Genomic DNA, 18222 nt, shown 5'->3' on the forward strand with positions numbered 1-18222 from the left:
GGAACTGCCAGGCATCAAATAAAGCAGAAAGCTCAGTCGAAAGACTGAGCTTTTTGTTTTTGCGTTTAAAAAGAACCCCGTCCCGAAAGGTGCGGGGTTTTTTGCTGTGTGCGGCATGCCTCCCCCGGTGGCGCTGCGCTTACCGGGGCTACGGATCCTCGGCCACCTGCTGGCCGAGGGGACATCAATGCCGCAAAGTTACCGACGTCAATCGTAGTCTGCTTCAGCCTGCTGCTCATGTATCAAATTCAATAACGGATACGGTTGACCCAGATCGTCCGTTTCAGAGCGACCTGTCACTTTGAAACCCATTCTCCGATAAAACCCGACCGCTTGTTCATTCTGCTCATTTACGTTGGTCGTCAGTGTTGGCGTTAACGACAGCGCATGCGCGATCAGCAATCTCCCCACACCGCAGCCGCGGACATCCGGATCGACGAACAGCGCATCCATATGATCTCCGGTCAGCAGCATAAAGGCGATCGGCTGGTCCTCCGTGTTAACCGCCACCCACAGCGGAGCCTCCGGTAAAAAGGCACGTACCAGCTCCTCCAGCTCTCTCCGATACGCTTTTGACAGAAAATCGTGCGTGGCGTCGACTGACCGACACCAGATCGCAATCAGTTTATCCCCTTCATCAGGCCGGGAACGGCGGATGCTAATAACCATATTTTCTCCTTTTCTTCATTCTTATATTCTAACTCAATGCGCGCCGTGAAATTTTCTCACCGTGAACATGCAGACTCGACATTCACCCGATTCCTGGTTATCTTCAGCTATCTGGATGTCTAAACGTTTATACGTATGCTATGAGGTAATAGAGTTATGCCAATTCGGGTGCAGGACGAGCTACCAGCCGTCAATTTCTTGCGCAATGAAAACGTCTTTGTGATGACGACAACGCGTGCAACAACTCAGGAAATCCGCCCCCTGAAGGTGTTAATCCTCAACCTGATGCCGAAGAAAATCGAGACGGAGAATCAGTTCCTGCGTCTGCTGTCGAACTCTCCGCTGCAGGTGGACATCCAGTTATTACGTATCGATGCGCGTGAGTCACGTAATACGCCGGCGGAGCATCTGAATAACTTTTACTGCAATTTCGATGAGATCTGCGATCAGAACTTCGACGGCCTGATCGTCACCGGCGCTCCCTTAGGCCTGGTTGAATTTAATGATGTCGCTTACTGGCCGCAGATCAAACAGGTGCTGGAGTGGGCCAAGGATCACGTCACTTCGACGCTGTTCGTCTGTTGGGCGGTTCAGGCCGCGCTGAATATTCTGTACGGCATTCCCAAGCAGACCCGCGCCGAAAAGATTTCTGGCGTTTATGAACACCATATTCTTCATCCACACGCTTTACTGACCCGCGGTTTCGACGACTCTTTCCTGGCCCCACACTCACGCTATGCTGACTTTCCTGCAGGGCTTATCCGGGATTATACCGATCTCGAGATCCTCGCGGAGACGGAAGAGGGCGATGCGTATCTGTTCGCCAGTAAAGATAAGCGTATAGCCTTTGTCACCGGCCACCCCGAGTACGATGCCAATACCCTGGCAAGTGAATATTTCCGCGATGTGGAAGCCGGTTTGAACCCTGAGATTCCCCACAACTATTTTCCGCAAAACGACCCGCAGAACAAACCGCGCGCCACTTGGCGGAGCCACGGTAATCTGCTGTTCGCTAACTGGCTGAACTATTACGTCTACCAGATTACACCATACGATCTGCGTCATATGAATCCAACGCTGGAGTAATACTCCGCACGAAACGATCCTAAAGCGTTTCAGCACTTTGCCTCTGGCACCTTCGGGTGCCTTTTTTATTTCCGAAATTCACCTCATGGCTGATGATAACTTTAATTTCATTTTTATCAATATGTTAATCTCATTTTAAAATTAAAATGGAAATTGTTTTTGATTTTGAAAATTAATTGAGTAGTCTTAATTGTGCTGAGCGAAAACTGCACAACGATCTTTCGCTCGCTTCCAGCGGATCAACCAAGAGGAGCAGCACAATGACGCAGCAGGCGACAATCACCGATGAACTGGCCTTTAGTCAGCCCTATGGCGAGCAGGAGAAGCAGATCTTGACGCCTGAGGCGGTAGAATTCCTGACGGAACTGGTGAGCCGCTTTACGCCGGCGCGCAATAAACTGCTGGCCGCGCGTCTGCAACAGCAGCAGGCCATTGACGATGGGCAACTGCCGGATTTTATTTCGGAAACTGCTTCCATTAGAAATGGCGACTGGACCATTCGCGGTATCCCGGCGGATTTGCAGGATCGCCGCGTTGAAATTACCGGCCCCGTCGAGCGCAAGATGGTCATTAACGCGCTGAATGCTAACGTAAAAGTCTTTATGGCGGACTTTGAGGATTCGCTGGCGCCGGACTGGCGTAAAGTCATTGATGGCCAAATCAACCTACGCGATGCCGTGAACGGGACCATCAGCTACACCAATGAGGCTGGCAAAATCTACCAACTGCAGCCCAATCCCGCTGTGCTGGTATGCCGTGTGCGCGGCCTGCACCTGCCGGAAAAGCATGTGACCTGGCGTAATGAGGCCATTCCCGGCAGTCTTTTCGATTTTGCGCTCTATTTCTTTCATAACTACCAGGCGCTGCTGGCGAAAGGAAGTGGTCCCTACTTCTATCTGCCAAAAACCCAGGCCTGGCAGGAGGCGGCATGGTGGAACGATGTCTTCAGCTTTACTGAAGATCGCTTTGACCTGCCGCGCGGCACCATCAAGGCCACGCTGCTGATTGAAACACTGCCGGCGGTGTTCCAGATGGATGAGATCCTGCATGCGCTGCGCGACCATATTGTCGGCCTGAACTGCGGCCGCTGGGACTATATCTTCAGCTATATCAAGACGCTGAAAAACCATCCTGACCGCGTACTGCCGGACCGCCAGGTGGTGACGATGGATAAACCCTTCCTCAGCGCCTACTCACGGCTGTTGATTAAGACCTGCCACAAACGCGGGGCGTTTGCGATGGGTGGAATGGCGGCCTTTATCCCGAGTAAAGAGGCCGAGCGTAACCGTCAGGTGCTGAATAAAGTCACCGCCGACAAAGAGCTGGAGGCGAACAACGGTCACGATGGCACCTGGATCGCCCATCCTGGGCTGGCGGATACCGCCATGGCGGTGTTTAACCGCGTGCTCGGCGACAAGCCGAATCAGCTCTCGGTGACCCGTAGGGAGGACGCGCCAATTACCGCCGAACAGCTGCTGGCCCCCTGCGAGGGCGAGCGCACGGAAGCCGGGATGCGCGCCAACATCCGCGTGGCGGTGCAGTACATCGAAGCCTGGATCTCCGGCAACGGCTGTGTACCGATTTATGGCCTGATGGAAGACGCCGCGACGGCCGAGATCTCGCGCACCTCTATCTGGCAGTGGATCCATCATCAGAAAACCCTGAACGACGGCACGCCGGTCACGAAAGCGCTGTTCCGCCAGTGGCTGGCGGAAGAGCTGATGGTGATTCAGGAGGAGCTGGGGGAGCACCGCTTCAGCCATGGCCGCTTTGACGATGCGGCGCGGCTGATGGAGCAGATCACCACCTCCGACGAACTGATTGATTTTCTGACATTACCGGGCTACCGCCTGCTGGCCTAATCGCCAGATGGTGTTGTTCGCCATTTAGTCCTTCACCAATGACGCCTGGGGAGCCAGGAAATAATATGGAGCATCTGCACATGAAAACCCGTACCCAACAAATCGAAGAATTAAACAAAGAGTGGACGAACCCGCGCTGGGAAGGGATTACCCGCCCGTACAGCGCGGAAGAGGTGGTGAAATTACGCGGCTCGGTGAACCCGGAATGCACGCTGGCGCAGCTTGGCGCAGCGAAAATGTGGCGTCTGCTGCACGGTGAGGCGAAGAAAGGGTACATCAACAGCCTTGGCGCGCTGACCGGCGGCCAGGCCTTGCAGCAGGCGAAGGCCGGCATCGAAGCCATTTATCTCTCCGGCTGGCAGGTGGCGGCGGATGCTAACCTGGCGTCCAGCATGTACCCGGATCAGTCGCTGTACCCGGCCAACTCGGTACCGGCGGTGGTGGATCGGATCAACAATACCTTCCGCCGCGCCGATCAGATCCAGTGGTCAGCCGGGATTGAGCCGAACGATCCGCGCTTTATCGACTACTTCCTGCCGATTGTGGCGGATGCGGAGGCCGGTTTCGGCGGCGTCCTGAACGCCTTTGAGCTGATGAAATCGATGATTGAAGCCGGTGCAGCGGCTGTTCACTTCGAAGATCAGCTGGCGTCGGTGAAGAAGTGCGGTCATATGGGCGGTAAAGTGCTGGTTCCAACCCAGGAGGCGATACAGAAACTGGTGGCGGCGCGTCTGGCGGCCGACGTGATGGGGGTCCCGACGCTGGTGATCGCCCGTACCGATGCTGACGCTGCCGATTTAATTACCTCAGACTGCGATCCGTACGATCGTGAGTTTATTACCGGAGATCGCACCAGCGAAGGGTTCTTCCGCACCCATGCCGGGATCGAGCAGGCGATCAGCCGCGGGCTGGCTTACGCGCCGTATGCGGACCTGGTGTGGTGTGAAACGTCGAAACCGGATCTCGAGCAGGCGCGTCGCTTTGCCGAAGCCATTCATGCGCGTTTCCCGGGCAAACTGCTGGCCTATAACTGCTCGCCGTCGTTTAACTGGAAGAAAAATCTCGATGATAAAACCATCGCCAGCTTCCAGCAGCAGCTGTCGGACATGGGGTACAAATACCAGTTTATTACCCTCGCCGGGATCCACAGCATGTGGTTCAACATGTTCGACCTCGCCCATGCCTACGCTCAGGGTGAGGGGATGCGCCACTATGTTGAAAAAGTGCAGCAGCCGGAATTCGCCGCCGGGCCGGAAGGCTATACCTTCGTCTCGCATCAGCAGGAGGTGGGCACCGGCTACTTCGACAAGGTCACTACCATTATCCAGGGCGGCGCCTCGTCGGTGACGGCGCTGACCGGCTCGACCGAAGAAGATCAGTTTTGAGCCATGCCCGGTGGCAGGACGCTCACCGGGCCTGTGAAGGGATCCAGACCGGATAAGCGAGCGCGCCATCCGGCCTGACGTGGTACCGGATGGGGGAGTTCGATGACGCGTGGTCTGGAATTACTGATTGCCCAAACGATATTGCAGGGATTTGACGCTCAGTATGGGCGTTTTCTCGAAGTGACTTCCGGCGCGCAGCAGCGCTTTGAACAGGCCGACTGGCATGCGGTGCAGCAGGCGATGAAACAGCGGATCCATCTCTATGACCACCATGTGGGTCTGGTGGTGGAGCAGCTGCGCTGCATCACGGAGGGAAAAAGCACGGATGCCGACTTTTTGCTGCGGGTGAAAGCCCACTACACCCGTTTGCTGCCGGATTACCCTCGTTTTGAAATTGCCGAGAGCTTTTTCAATTCGGTCTACTGCCGCCTGTTTGACCACCGCTCGCTGACCCCCGAGCGGCTCTTTATTTTCAGCTCGCAGCCCGAGCGTCCTTTTCGCACCCTTCCGCGCCCGCTGGCGAAAGATTTCTATCCAGAGCGCGGCTGGTCGCACCTGCTGGGTAAAGTGCTGTCCGATCTGCCGCTGCGGCTGCCGTGGCAAAATAAAGCGCGGGATATCGGCTATATCATTGCCAGTCTGCAGGAGGCGCTGGGGGAGGAACCGCTCGCCACCTGTCATCTACAGGTCGCCAATGAGCTGTTCTATCGCAACAAAGCCGCCTGGCTGGTGGGCAAACTGGTGATGCCGATGACCACGCTGCCCTTCTTGCTGCCGATCCATCGCAGCGACGAGGGCGAGCTGTTTGTCGATACCTGCCTGACCACCCATGCCGAAGCGAGCATCGTTTTTGGCTTCGCGCGTTCCTATTTTATGGTTTATGCGCCCCTGCCCGGCGCTCTGGTGGAATGGCTGCGCGAGATCCTGCCGGGTAAAACCACGGCCGAGCTGTATATGGCGATTGGCTGCCAGAAGCACGCCAAAACCGAAAGCTATCGCGAATATCTGCACTACATCGCTCGCTGCGATGAGCAGTTTATCGAGGCGCCGGGCATTCGCGGGATGGTGATGCTGGTGTTTACCCTGCCGGGGTTTGACCGGGTGTTCAAGGTGATCAAAGACCGCTTCGCGCCGCAGAAGGAGATGACCGCCGCCCACGTGCGCGCCTGCTATCAGCTGGTAAAGGAGCATGACCGCGTCGGGCGGATGGCGGACACGCAGGAGTTTGAAAACTTCGTGCTGGAGAAACGACAAATCGCGCCAGCGCTGCTGGCGCTGCTGCAGGCGGAAGCGGGGAACAAACTGACCGACCTCGGCGACCGGATTGTCATCAGTCATCTGTATATTGAACGGCGAATGGTGCCGCTCAACCTGTGGCTGGAGCAGGTTAACGGCCAGGCGCTGCGCGATGCGGTAGAAGAGTATGGGAATGCTATCCGCCAGCTGGCCGCCGCCAACATCTTTCCCGGCGATATGCTGTTTAAAAACTTCGGCGTCACCCGCCACGGCCGGGTGGTGTTCTACGACTATGATGAAATCTGCTATATGACGGAGGTGAATTTCCGCCAGATCCCGCCGCCGCGCTATCCCGAGGATGAGCTGGCCAGCGAGCCGTGGTACAGCGTCTCGCCGGGGGATGTGTTTCCGGAGGAGTTCCGCCACTGGCTGTGCGCTGACCCGCGCATTGGGCCGCTGTTTGAGGAGATGCATGCCGACCTGCTGCGTGCCGACTACTGGCGCGAACTGCAGACGCGGATTAAAAACGGTCATGTGGAAGATGTCTATGCTTACCGGCGTAAGCAGCGTTTTAGCGTGCGCTATGGCGCCGACAGTAAGCCGGATAAGGCATTTACGCCGCCATCCGGCAAGGTGCGCCGATCAGCCTGATGGCGCTACGCTTATCCGGCCTACTTAAAATGCCCCTGTGGGGCATTTTTTTATTTAACCCCGCCGTATGCCAGCGTCACTTCCTTCGCCGCTTTGATCACCAGCGCGCCCAGCTCGGTCACCCGATCATCGGTCATGCGTGAGATGGGACCGGAGATGGAGATTGCCGCGAACGGTTCGCGGTGTTCATCATAAATGCAGGCGGCGACGCAGCGCAGGCCGAGCGCGTGCTCCTCGTCATCGAACGAGTAGCCCCGCTTGCGGGTCTGCGCTAAATCTTCCTTCAGATGCAGCGGCGAGACCAGCGTGGCATGCGTATAGGCATGCAGCCCTTTACGGTGCAGCAGGCTGGTCACCTGCTCTTCGCTCAGCTGCGAGAGGAACGCCTTCCCGGCGCCGGAGGCGTGCATCGGCAGTTTTCCGCCGATTGGCGCCGACATACGCATCAGCTGGGTGCACTGCACCTGGTCGATAATGATCGCCTGGTGGTCGCTCTGGTCAAGCACCGCCAGATTCACCGTTTCACCGGAATCCTCCATCAGCTGGCGCAGGATCGGGTGGACAATCGCCAGCAGATTGCGGCTTTGCAGAAAGCTGCTGCCGACCACGAAGGCATGCGCGCCGACGGCCCAGTGGCCCAGCTCGCCGACCTGGCGAACGAAACCCAGCTGCTGCATGGTGGTCAGCAGGCGGTGAGTGGTTGAGTTGGGCAGACCCGCCTGCTGCGCCAGCTCGGTCAGAGCGACGCTGCTGTGGGACTCGGCAATCCATTCGAGCAATTTCAGGCCGCGGGTCAGCGACTGAACCTGACCGCCAGCCTGTTGGGCGGTGGCAGCCGCGGGTTTTCTGCCGCGTTTCGCGGGAACGGGGGTAGTGGCCATCGCGGACTCCTTTTTCTGTATCGTGGAAATGATTTTCGTTTTATTTGGCGATAATGCAATCACAACCGGACTCATCGGAGGAGTGAAGCTGAACATGTCTCATATTGCCCGTTGTTGTCTTTTCCGCTCCGGTGGTTTATGCCAGTATGGTTTGTTGGCTATTTGGCCTGTGTTGAGCGTTGTCGGGAGCAAGTGTGAGCAGCAAAGTTGAGCAACTGCATCAGCAGTTAAAAGAACGTATTCTGGTTCTGGATGGGGGCATGGGCACCATGATCCAGGGCTACCGTCTGAGTGAGCAGGACTTTCGCGGTGAGCGCTTTGCTGACTGGCCGTGCGACCTGAAAGGCAACAACGACCTGCTGGTGCTCAGCAAGCCCGAGGTGATCCGCGAGATCCACGACGCCTACTTCGAGGCCGGCGCGGATATCATTGAGACCAACACCTTTAACTCGACGACCATTGCGATGGCGGATTACCAGATGGAATCCCTGTCGGCAGAGATCAACTTTGCGGCGGCGAAGCTGGCCCGCGCCAGCGCCGACGCCTGGACGGCCCGCACGCCGGAAAAACCGCGCTACGTCGCGGGCGTGCTTGGCCCAACCAACCGCACCGCCTCTATTTCGCCTGATGTGAACGATCCGGCGTTCCGCAATATTACCTTTGACCAGCTGGTGGCTGCCTATCGCGAATCCACCCGAGCGCTGGTGGAAGGCGGCGTGGATCTGATCCTGATTGAAACGGTATTTGACACCCTGAACGCCAAAGCGGCCATCTATGCGGTGAAAGAGGAGCTGGAGGCGCTGGGCGTTGACCTGCCGCTGATGATCTCCGGGACCATTACCGATGCCTCCGGCCGCACGCTGTCCGGGCAGACCACCGAAGCTTTCTATAACTCGCTGCGTCACGCCGAAGCCTTATCGTTTGGTCTGAACTGCGCCCTCGGGCCGGACGAACTGCGCCAGTACGTCCAGGAGCTGTCGCGTATCGCTGAGTGCTACGTTACCGCGCACCCGAACGCTGGCCTGCCCAATGCCTTCGGCGAATACGATCTGGATGCCGATACCATGGCGGCGCAGATCCGCGAATGGGCGGAAGCCGGTTTCCTCAATATCGTCGGCGGCTGCTGCGGCACCACGCCGGAACATATCGCCGCCATGAGCCGCGCGGTGGCCGGCCTGCCGCCGCGCCAGCTGCCGGAGATCCCCGTCGCCTGCCGTCTTTCCGGCCTGGAGCCGCTGAATATCGGCGATGACAGCCTGTTTGTGAACGTCGGCGAACGTACCAACGTTACCGGCTCGGCGAAATTTAAACGCTTAATCAAAGAAGAGAAGTACAGCGAAGCGCTGGACGTCGCGCGTCAGCAGGTGGAAAGCGGCGCGCAGATCATCGATATCAACATGGACGAGGGGATGCTCGACGCCGAAGCGGCGATGACGCGCTTCCTCAACCTGATTGCCGGCGAGCCGGACATTGCCCGCGTGCCGATAATGATCGACTCCTCCAAGTGGGAAGTCATTGAAAAGGGCCTGAAATGCATTCAGGGCAAAGGCATCGTTAACTCGATTTCGATGAAAGAGGGCGTTGAGCCGTTCATCCAGCATGCGAAAAAGGTGCGCCGCTACGGCGCCGCGGTGGTGGTGATGGCCTTTGACGAAGTGGGTCAGGCCGATACCCGCGAACGTAAAATTGAGATTTGCCGTCGCGCCTACAAAATCCTCACCGAAGAGGTCGGCTTCCCGCCAGAAGATATTATCTTTGACCCGAATATCTTCGCGGTGGCGACCGGTATCGAAGAACACAATAACTATGCCCAGGACTTTATCGGCGCCTGCGAAGACATCAAACGCGAGCTGCCGCATGCGCTGATCTCCGGCGGTGTCTCTAACGTCTCCTTCTCTTTCCGCGGCAATGACCCGGTACGTGAGGCGATCCACGCGGTATTCCTCTACTACGCCATCCGTAACGGCATGGACATGGGGATCGTCAACGCCGGCCAGCTGGCGATTTACGACGACCTTCCGGGCGAGCTGCGCGACGCGGTGGAGGACGTGATCCTCAACCGCCGCGATGACAGCACCGAAAGATTGCTCGAGCTGGCGGAAAAATATCGCGGCAGTAAAGTTGACGACGGCGCCAATGCCCAGCAGGCGGAATGGCGCAGCTGGGAGGTGAAAAAACGCCTCGAATATTCGCTGGTGAAGGGCATTACCGAATTTATTGAACAGGACACCGAAGAAGCGCGTCAGCAGGCCGCTCGCCCGATTGAGGTGATCGAAGGGCCGCTGATGGACGGCATGAACGTGGTCGGCGATCTGTTCGGCGAAGGCAAAATGTTCCTGCCGCAGGTGGTGAAATCCGCCCGCGTCATGAAACAGGCGGTGGCCTACCTGGAGCCGTTTATTGAAGCCAGTAAAGAGCAGGGCTCCAGTAACGGCAAAATGGTGATTGCCACGGTAAAAGGCGACGTTCATGACATCGGCAAAAACATCGTCGGCGTGGTGCTGCAGTGCAATAACTACGAAATTATCGATCTTGGCGTGATGGTCCCGGCGGATAAAATTCTCAAAACCGCCAAAGAGGTGAACGCGGATCTCATCGGCCTTTCCGGGTTGATTACCCCGTCGCTCGACGAAATGGTTAACGTGGCGAAAGAGATGGAGCGCCAGGGCTTTACCATCCCGCTGCTGATCGGCGGCGCGACCACCTCTAAAGCGCATACGGCGGTGAAAATAGAGCAGAACTACAGCGGCCCGACCGTTTACGTACAGAACGCTTCGCGCACCGTCGGGGTGGTGGCTGCGCTGCTCTCGGACACGCAGCGCGATGAGTTTGTTGCCCGTACGCGCAAAGAGTATGAAACCGTGCGTATCCAGCATGGGCGTAAAAAACCGCGCACCCCGCCGGTGACCCTGGCCGCCGCACGGGAAAACGATCTGGCCTTTGACTGGGCGAGCTACACTCCGCCGGTGGCCCATCGCCTGGGGATTCAGGAGGTGGAAGCCAGTATCGAGACGCTACGCAACTACATCGACTGGACGCCGTTCTTTATGACCTGGTCGCTGGCGGGCAAATATCCGCGCATTCTGGAAGATGACGTGGTAGGGGAAGAGGCGCAGCGCCTGTTCAAAGACGCTAACGAGCTGCTGGATAAGCTGAGCGCAGAGAAAACCCTCAACCCGCGCGGCGTGGTGGGCCTGTTCCCGGCCAACCGCGTGGGCGACGATATTGAAATCTATCGCGATGAAACCCGCACCCACGTGCTGACGGTGAGCCATCACCTGCGCCAGCAGACGGAGAAGGTCGGCTTCGCCAACTACTGCCTCGCCGACTTTGTGGCGCCGAAGCTGAGCGGCAAAGCGGACTATATCGGCGCCTTCGCCGTCACCGGCGGCCTGGAAGAGGACGCGCTGGCGGAAGCCTATGAAGCGCAGCATGATGACTATAACAAGATCATGATCAAGGCCATCGCCGATCGTCTGGCGGAAGCCTTCGCCGAGTATCTGCACGAGAAAGTGCGCAAGGTCTACTGGGGGTATGCGGCCAATGAGAACCTCAGCAATGAGGAGCTTATTCGCGAGAATTACCAGGGGATCCGTCCGGCGCCGGGGTATCCGGCCTGTCCGGAGCACACCGAAAAAGGCACCATCTGGCAGCTGCTGGACGTCGAAGCCCATACCGGCATGAAGCTCACCGAATCGTTCGCCATGTGGCCGGGGGCATCGGTTTCCGGCTGGTACTTCAGCCATCCGGACAGCAAATACTTCGCCGTGGCGCAGATCCAGCGCGACCAGGTCGAAGACTACGCGCTGCGTAAAGGGATGACCCCGGCGGAAGTCGAGCGCTGGTTAGCCCCTAATCTGGGCTATGATGCGGACTAGTCGTCATCTTTCCTTACAACAAACAAGGCGCTCTGTGAGCGCCTTGTCTCTTTATTGAGGTTAACCCCTTATACTGAGATAGGTTCCAGAACGTCGGAACACCTATAACGATAAGGAGAAGCTGATTCCGTGTTAACTCTGCTACACCTGTTGTCCGCGGTCGCTCTGCTGGTGTGGGGCACGCATATCGTGCGTACCGGGGTGATGCGCGTCTATGGCGCTCGCCTGCGTACCGTTCTCAGTAGCAGCGTAGAGAAAAAGCCGCTCGCCTTCTGCGCGGGTCTTGGCGTGACTGCGCTGGTGCAAAGCAGCAATGCCACCACCATGCTGGTGACCTCGTTTGTCGCCCAGGATTTAGTGGGCCTCACGCCGGCGCTGGTGATGGTGCTGGGAGCCGACGTCGGTACGGCGCTGATGGCGAGGGTGCTGACCTTCGACCTGTCGTGGCTGTCGCCGTTGTTGATATTTATCGGGGTGATTTTCTTCCTCGGCCGCAAGCAGACCCGCGCCGGGCAGCTGGGGCGAGTGGGGATTGGCCTTGGGCTGATCCTGTTGGCCCTGGAGCTGATTGTGCAGGCCGTCCACCCCATTACCCAGGCCAACGGCGTGCAGGTGATTTTTGCCTCGCTGACCGGGGATATTATGCTGGATGCCTTGATTGGCGCCGTATTCGCGATCATCAGCTACTCCAGCCTGGCGGCGGTGCTGCTGACCGCGACGCTGACCGCGGCAGGAGCGATCTCTTTTCCGGTGGCGCTGTGCCTGGTGATTGGCGCCAACCTGGGATCGGGGCTGTTGGCGATGCTCAACAACAGCGCGGCGAACGCGGCGGCGCGCCGGGTGGCGCTGGGCAGCCTGCTGTTTAAGCTGGTGGGGAGCCTGATCATTCTGCCGTTCGTCCATCCGCTGGCCGCGGCGATGCACAAGCTGCCGTTGGCCGAGTCCGAGCTGGTTATCTACTTCCACGTTTTTTACAACCTGCTGCGCTGCATCGCGATGGTGCCTTTTGCCGGACCGATGGCGAAGCTGTGCCAGCGCATGATCCGCGATGAACCCGAGCTGGATAACCATCTCAAACCCAAGCATCTCGACCCGTCGGCGCTGGACACCCCGGCGCTGGCGCTGGCCAATGCCGCGCGCGAGACGCTGCGCATTGGTGACGCGATGGAGCAAATGCTGGAGAGCCTGCATAAGGTGATGCATGGCGAACCGCGTCAGGAGAAAGAGCTACGCCGCATGGCGGACGATATCAACGTACTCTACACCGCCATTAAGCTCTATCTGGCGCGAATGCCAAAGGATGAGCTGGCGGAAGAGGAGTCCCGGCGCTGGGCGGAAATTATTGAGATGTCGTTAAACCTCGAGCAGGCCTCCGATATCGTCGAGCGGATGGGCAGCGAGATCGCTGATAAATCGCTGGCAGCGCGGCGCGCCTTCTCGGTGGAAGGGTTAAAGGAGCTGGACGCCCTGTACGATCTGTTGCTCAGCAACCTGCAGCTGGCGATGTCGGTCTTCTTCTCCAGCGATGTGCCCAGCGCCCGTCGCCTGCGGCGCAGTAAACACCGGTTCCGCATTCTTAACCGCCGCTACTCGCATGCGCACGTTGACCGTCTGCATCAGCAGAACGTGCAGAGTATCGAAACCAGTACGTTGCACCTGGCGCTGCTAGGGGATATGAAGCGTCTGAACAGCCTGTTCTGCTCGGTGGCTTACAGCGTGATGGAGCAGCCGGATGAAGACGACGAAAGGGATGACTACTGAGAACTTCCCCGGCGGCGCTGCGCTAACCGGGGTTATGTGTTAGGACGTTTCGTTGAGGCAGCCCGGATTAGGCGCAACGCGCCGCTATCCGGGAAACGTTAGCCATACCAGCTCAGAAGCGGTGGCCTGCAGGCAGGGTTACCGCTGCTTCCCCCGCTTTGAACAACAGCGTCGGGTTCGGGCCGCCAAGGGTCGCGTGACCATCGGTGACCTGGATCCAGTTTCCTTCCGGTAAACCAATCACCGTTAATTCCGGCGCCACGACCAGCAGTTCGCGGATACGCTGTTCGCGGGTTTCACCCTGATGCCCGGTCGGCAACGCGTTGGTGAAGTGCGGGTTAATCTGGAGCGGGAACAGCCCCAGCGCATCAAATCCCTGCGGATCGACAATCGGCATATCGTTGGTGGTGCGAATGGTCGGGCAGGCGAGGTTTGAACCTGCGCTCCAGCCGATATACAACGCCCCGCGTTTGACGACATCGACAATCGGCGCCAGCAGCCCGCGGCTGCGGCACTCTTTCAACAGCTGGAAGGTGTTCCCGCCGCCGACGATCACCATCTCGGCGCTTTCAATGGCGGCGATAGGGTCGGCGACGCGGTGGATACCGGTTACGCTGACCGCCATCGGCGCCATAACCGCAGCCACTTTGGCCGTGTAATCATCCCAGGTTTGCGTCACGCCAGCGAAGGGGATGAATACCGCCGTCCGGCGGCCTTTGACCTGACCGGCCATCAGCGGCAGGGCGTGTTCCAGCCAGGCTTTCCCCGGCAGCGTGGAGTTACTGAGTAGCAGCAGTTCCATCTTTTCTTCCTGTTTTAAACCTATTATTGAAGCAGAAATTCTAGCATCGCCCCGATACCGGCGCGCTGACATGGCGCATGATGTGGGTAAGCGGAATGCTGTTCATGAGCCCGACGAAGCCGTTGAATAATGAATAACGCAATCCAGGTTTTTTCTCGCCCGCAAGGTAGGGTATATTTCGCTTTTACAGGAGAATCTATGCTGCCCGACTCATCAACCCGATTAAACAAATACATCAGTGAAAGCGGCATCTGCTCGCGTCGCGAAGCGGACCGCTTTATTGAACAAGGCAACGTCTTTATCAATGGCAAGCGCGCCACGATTGGCGATCAGGTGAAGCCTGGCGACCTGGTCAAAGTTAACGGACGGTTGATTGAGCCGCGCGAAGCGGATGATCTGGTGCTGATTGCGCTGAATAAGCCGGTCGGCATTGTGAGCACCACGGAAGACGGCGAGCGCGACAACATTGTCGATTTCGTCAACCACAGCAAGCGTATCTTCCCTATCGGCCGTCTGGATAAAGACTCCCAGGGGCTGATCTTCCTCACCAATCACGGCGACCTGGTGAATAAGATCCTGCGCGCCGGCAACGACCATGAAAAAGAGTATCTGGTTACGGTCGATAAGCCGGTGACCGATGAGTTCATTCGCGGCATGGGTGCGGGGGTACCGATTCTCGGGACCGTGACCAAAAAATGTAAGGTAAAGAAAGAAGCGCCGTTCGTTTTCCGCATCACGCTGGTGCAGGGGCTGAATCGCCAGATCCGTCGCATGTGCGAGCATTTTGGCTATGAAGTGACGAAGCTTGAGCGTACGCGGATTATGAACGTCAGCCTGACGGGGATCCCGCTGGGTGAGTGGCGCGATCTGACCGATGACGAGCTGATCGATCTGTTCAAGCTGATTGAAAACTCTTCTTCCGAAGCGAAGCCGAAAGCTAAGCCGAAGGCCAAAGCGGCGACCCCCGGCATCAAGCGCCCGGTGGTGAAGATGGAAAATAGCAACGATAAGGGCCGCTCGGCTGGCAACGGCAAACGTTTCACCCAGCCGGGACGTAAAAAGAAAGGGCGTTAACGTCTTCCGCGGGTCGGCGTATTCGCCGACCAGGAAAAGGTCGCTTCCTTATCCGTCTTATAAGCCTGCTGTTTTTTCACCTGGCGGGCTTTCTTCGCTTCCGCTTCACGCTGGGCCATCAGCTTATCGATATATTCCTTTTTCACGCTGTTCGTTTCCGCATTGCTCAGCGGGCGGCCGTGCGCAATGCGCGCGCGGTCAAGCAGCGTTTTCAATTCGCGCTGTTCGCGCTCGGTCATCTCTTTTTGTGTAATACGGGGGAGTGCCATGGTGGTGCCCTCAGTCAGACCAGAGCACCCAGTGTACGGCAATGAATATTTTACTGATAGCCTGTATGGCAACTAAAGCAGGCATACGTCCGGGCCGGCGCCCGGACGTGTCACGCTCAGCGCTTGCTGGTTTTTTTGGTGATGGGCTTCCCTGACCAGTACCCGGCCAGCAGCGAACCGGACAGGTTATGCCAGACGGAGAACAGGGCTCCCGGCAGCGCCGCCAGCGGGCCGAAGTAAATTTTACCCAGCGCGGCCGCCAGGCCGGAGTTCTGCATCCCCACCTCGATCGCCAGCGTACGGCAGGTGGATTCATCAAAACCAAACAGACGTCCGCCCCAGTAGCCGCCGAGCAGGCCAATGGTGTTATGCAGGATCACTGCGATAATCACCACCAGGCCGACGGACGCGATATGGGCCGCGGAACCCGCCACCACCGCGCTGATGATCGCCAAAATGCACACCATCGAGAAAGCGGGCAGGAACGGCTCCACCGCTTTCACCACCTTCGGCAGCAGATGATGGACAATCAGCCCCAGGGCGATGGGAATGACCACAATCTGCAGAATGCTCAGCAACATCCCCATGACGTCGACCTGAATGTGCGCGTCGACGTACAGACGGGTCAGCAGCGGCGTCGCGATGACGCCGACCAGGGTGGAGACCGAGGAGATGGTCACCGACAGGGCCACATCCCCTTTGGCCAGAAAGATCATCACGTTGGAGGCCGTCCCGCTGGCGACGCTGCCCACCAGCACCATCCCGGCGGAGAGCTCCGGCGGCATATGAAACAGCAGCGCCAGCAGCCAGGCGGCGAGCGGCATCACCAGATAGTGCAGAAATATCCCTGCGGCGACCGGCGCCGGACGCGACAGGACGCGTTTGAAATCCGCCAGCTTCAGATGAACCCCCATACCGAACATAATCAGCATCAGCAGGGTGGTAACCCACGGGCCGATCGGGGTGAAGGTGGTGGGGGTGTAATAGGCCAGAACGGAGAGCAGCAGTGCCCATAACGGGAACAGCCGCGTCAGAGTTGCGAGCATGTTGTGTTCCTTGCGATACGCAAACCGGCCGCGCCGTCCCGGTAGGGCGGCGAGCAGGTCAGCTGGTTGTGTTGATGTTGTTATAAAAAAGCCGGGTTCGAGCCCGGCTATAGGTATTGTTTATCGTGCTAAGGAATTTTATTCAAACAAATTATGATGCAACGTCTGCACCACCTTCTCCGCATCGGCGCCAGGCACCAGGAAGCAGAGGTTGTGGCTGGACGCGCCATAGCAGATCATGCGGATGTTAAACGGATCAAGGACGCCAAACACCTCTTTGCCGACGCCGCAGGCTTTCGACAGCTCGTTGCCGATCAGGGCAACCAGCGCCAGGTCTTCTTCCACTTCCACGCGGCACAGCGAGGAGAGCTCGGTCAGCAGCGCCTGGGTCAGCAGGGTATCGCCCGCAGAGGTTGAGCCAGTGGTGTCCATGGTCAGGGCCACGCTCACTTCGGAGGTGGTGATCAAATCGACGGAGATGTTATGGCGCGCCAGAATACCGAACACTTCGGCGAGGAAGCCGCGGGAGTGCAGCATATTCAGGCTGTGTAGCGTCAGCAGCGTCTGGCGGCGACGCAGCGCCAGCGCGCGGAACAGCGGCGGGTTCTCGGTGGTTTTACACACCAGCGTACCGCCCGCTTTAGGTTCTTTACTGGAGCCGACAAATACCGGGATATCGCTGCGTACGGCAGGCAGCAGGGTCGCCGGGTGCAGCACTTTGGCGCCAAAGGTGGCCATTTCCGCCGCCTCTTCAAAGGCGATGACGTCGATGCGTTTCGCCGCAGGCGCGACGCGTGGGTCGGTCGTATAGATCCCAGGCACATCGGTCCAGATATCGACGCGGGTGGCATTCAGCGCTTCGCCGAGCAGAGCGGCGGTATAGTCGCTGCCGCCGCGGCCGAGGGTGGTGGTGCGGCCTTTCGCTTCGCTGCCGATAAAGCCCTGCGTCACCACCAGGCCTTCCGCCAGACGCGGCGTCAGCTGCTGCTGAGTCAGTTCGGCGACGGCGGCGATATCCGGTTCGGCGCGACCAAAGCGATCGTTAGTACGCAGTACTTTACGGGCGTCAAACCACTGCGCCTGAATTCCGCGCTCACGCAGAATCTCCACAAACAGCAGGGTGGACATCAGTTCGCCATGGCTGACCAGTTCGTCAGTCAGCGCGCTAGAGGAGGCGAGCGCGGCGGCTTCCGCCAGCGTGGTGATATTTTCCAGCAGGCGCTCAATCTCTTCGCGGATCACGTTGGGATAGCGCAAACGCTCCAGAATATTGAACTGGATCTGGCGCAGAGCGTCCAGCTGGGAAAAACGTTCGGTGGGTTCCAGCCCTTCCGCTAAGGCCACCAGAATGTTGGTCACGCCGGCAGAGGCGGAGAGCACAACAATACGGGTATTGGCATCGAGCAGCGCCACATCAATGCTGCGGTTCATCGCGTCAAAATCAGCAACGCTGGTGCCGCCAAATTTGGCGACGACTAAATCTGTCATAACAACCTCGTGTCAGGGGGCCTGACTTATTAAAACGATTCCTGAACACCGATCCTGACAGGGGCTGGATGCCGCCGGATCGCAACAAAATGTCTTAATAAGCCAGGCCAAATTATTCAGCCATGGCACAAGGG

Annotated in this window: 13 protein-coding genes; 7 read left to right on the forward strand and 6 right to left on the reverse strand. The window is 58.2% G+C overall.

Going from position 1 to position 18222, the window contains the following annotated elements; translation table 11 throughout:
- Positions 1-207: 207 nt before the first annotated feature.
- Positions 208-669, reverse strand: coding sequence for an acetyltransferase (locus AC6CWS_RS23135; protein ID WP_065883729.1), 462 nt, complete (start codon positions 667-669; stop codon positions 208-210).
- 156 nt (positions 670-825) lie between these two features.
- Between AC6CWS_RS23135 and metA the strand changes: the two genes are divergently transcribed.
- The 4 genes from metA to aceK all read left to right on the forward strand — a co-directional run bounded on the left by metA (position 826) and on the right by aceK (position 6889).
- Positions 826-1755 carry a homoserine O-acetyltransferase MetA gene (metA, locus tag AC6CWS_RS23140; protein WP_004146576.1) on the forward strand — a complete coding sequence of 310 codons (930 nt, stop codon included), beginning with the start codon at positions 826-828 and terminating at the stop codon, positions 1753-1755.
- A gap of 260 nt (positions 1756-2015) precedes the next feature.
- Entirely contained in the window at positions 2016-3617 is a 1602-nt protein-coding gene (gene aceB / locus AC6CWS_RS23145; protein WP_080901810.1) for a malate synthase A, read from the forward strand.
- An 80-nt stretch (positions 3618-3697) separates the two neighbouring features.
- A complete protein-coding gene (gene aceA / locus AC6CWS_RS23150) occupies positions 3698-5002 on the forward strand; it encodes an isocitrate lyase (RefSeq protein ID WP_004206828.1) in 1305 nt (434 codons plus the stop codon).
- A 102-nt stretch (positions 5003-5104) separates the two neighbouring features.
- Positions 5105-6889 (forward strand): bifunctional isocitrate dehydrogenase kinase/phosphatase, encoded by a 1785-nt coding sequence (gene aceK, locus AC6CWS_RS23155; RefSeq protein WP_065883732.1) that lies wholly within the window; start codon positions 5105-5107, stop codon positions 6887-6889.
- 50 nt (positions 6890-6939) lie between these two features.
- Here the strand turns inward: aceK and iclR are convergent, their stop codons facing one another.
- Positions 6940-7770, reverse strand: coding sequence for a glyoxylate bypass operon transcriptional repressor IclR (gene iclR / locus AC6CWS_RS23160; protein WP_004206826.1), 831 nt, complete (start codon positions 7768-7770; stop codon positions 6940-6942).
- Positions 7771-7964: 194 nt separating this feature from the next.
- Between iclR and metH the strand changes: the two genes are divergently transcribed.
- Positions 7965-11648: a methionine synthase gene (gene metH / locus AC6CWS_RS23165; protein ID WP_065883734.1), complete on the forward strand. Its 3684-nt coding sequence runs from the start codon at positions 7965-7967 to the stop codon at positions 11646-11648.
- A 129-nt stretch (positions 11649-11777) separates the two neighbouring features.
- Positions 11778-13409: a Na/Pi cotransporter family protein gene (locus tag AC6CWS_RS23170; protein ID WP_004206824.1), complete on the forward strand. Its 1632-nt coding sequence runs from the start codon at positions 11778-11780 to the stop codon at positions 13407-13409.
- A gap of 112 nt (positions 13410-13521) precedes the next feature.
- Here the strand turns inward: AC6CWS_RS23170 and pepE are convergent, their stop codons facing one another.
- Positions 13522-14211, reverse strand: coding sequence for a dipeptidase PepE (gene pepE, locus AC6CWS_RS23175; RefSeq protein ID WP_065883736.1), 690 nt, complete (start codon positions 14209-14211; stop codon positions 13522-13524).
- A gap of 198 nt (positions 14212-14409) precedes the next feature.
- On the opposite strand from pepE, the gene rluF reads away from it, so the two are divergent.
- Positions 14410-15285 (forward strand): 23S rRNA pseudouridine(2604) synthase RluF, encoded by an 876-nt coding sequence (gene rluF / locus AC6CWS_RS23180; protein WP_080901809.1) that lies wholly within the window; start codon positions 14410-14412, stop codon positions 15283-15285.
- On the opposite strand, the gene AC6CWS_RS23185 is transcribed toward rluF, so the two are convergent.
- The 3 genes from AC6CWS_RS23185 to lysC all read right to left on the reverse strand — a co-directional run bounded on the left by AC6CWS_RS23185 (position 15282) and on the right by lysC (position 18088).
- Positions 15282-15554 (reverse strand): YjbD family protein, encoded by a 273-nt coding sequence (locus AC6CWS_RS23185; RefSeq protein WP_004177859.1) that lies wholly within the window; start codon positions 15552-15554, stop codon positions 15282-15284. The two genes, rluF and AC6CWS_RS23185, sit on opposite strands and share 4 nt — an antisense overlap.
- 116 nt (positions 15555-15670) lie before the next feature.
- Positions 15671-16600: a ketopantoate/pantoate/pantothenate transporter PanS gene (panS, locus tag AC6CWS_RS23190; RefSeq protein ID WP_080901808.1), complete on the reverse strand. Its 930-nt coding sequence runs from the start codon at positions 16598-16600 to the stop codon at positions 15671-15673.
- Between the two features lie 138 nt (positions 16601-16738).
- Positions 16739-18088 carry a lysine-sensitive aspartokinase 3 gene (gene lysC / locus AC6CWS_RS23195; protein WP_017900129.1) on the reverse strand — a complete coding sequence of 450 codons (1350 nt, stop codon included), beginning with the start codon at positions 18086-18088 and terminating at the stop codon, positions 16739-16741.
- Positions 18089-18222 lie beyond the last annotated feature (134 nt).

It is taken from the genome of Klebsiella sp. M041, from assembly GCF_059759695.1.

Excerpts from the sequence above, each read along its gene's own strand:
- pepE (WP_065883736.1), bottom strand. The coding sequence starts at position 14,211 with ATGGAACTGCTGCTACTCAGTAACTCCACGCTGCCGGGGAAAGCCTGG.
- panS (WP_080901808.1), bottom strand. The coding sequence starts at position 16,600 with ATGCTCGCAACTCTGACGCGGCTGTTCCCGTTATGGGCACTGCTGCTC.
- iclR (WP_004206826.1), bottom strand. The coding sequence starts at position 7,770 with ATGGCCACTACCCCCGTTCCCGCGAAACGCGGCAGAAAACCCGCGGCT.
- AC6CWS_RS23135 (WP_065883729.1), bottom strand. The coding sequence starts at position 669 with ATGGTTATTAGCATCCGCCGTTCCCGGCCTGATGAAGGGGATAAACTG.
- rluF (WP_080901809.1), top strand. The coding sequence starts at position 14,410 with ATGCTGCCCGACTCATCAACCCGATTAAACAAATACATCAGTGAAAGC.
- aceB (WP_080901810.1), top strand. The coding sequence starts at position 2,016 with ATGACGCAGCAGGCGACAATCACCGATGAACTGGCCTTTAGTCAGCCC.
- lysC (WP_017900129.1), bottom strand. The coding sequence starts at position 18,088 with ATGACAGATTTAGTCGTCGCCAAATTTGGCGGCACCAGCGTTGCTGAT.
- aceK (WP_065883732.1), top strand. The coding sequence starts at position 5,105 with ATGACGCGTGGTCTGGAATTACTGATTGCCCAAACGATATTGCAGGGA.
- metA (WP_004146576.1), top strand. The coding sequence starts at position 826 with ATGCCAATTCGGGTGCAGGACGAGCTACCAGCCGTCAATTTCTTGCGC.
- aceA (WP_004206828.1), top strand. The coding sequence starts at position 3,698 with ATGAAAACCCGTACCCAACAAATCGAAGAATTAAACAAAGAGTGGACG.
- AC6CWS_RS23185 (WP_004177859.1), bottom strand. The coding sequence starts at position 15,554 with ATGGCACTCCCCCGTATTACACAAAAAGAGATGACCGAGCGCGAACAG.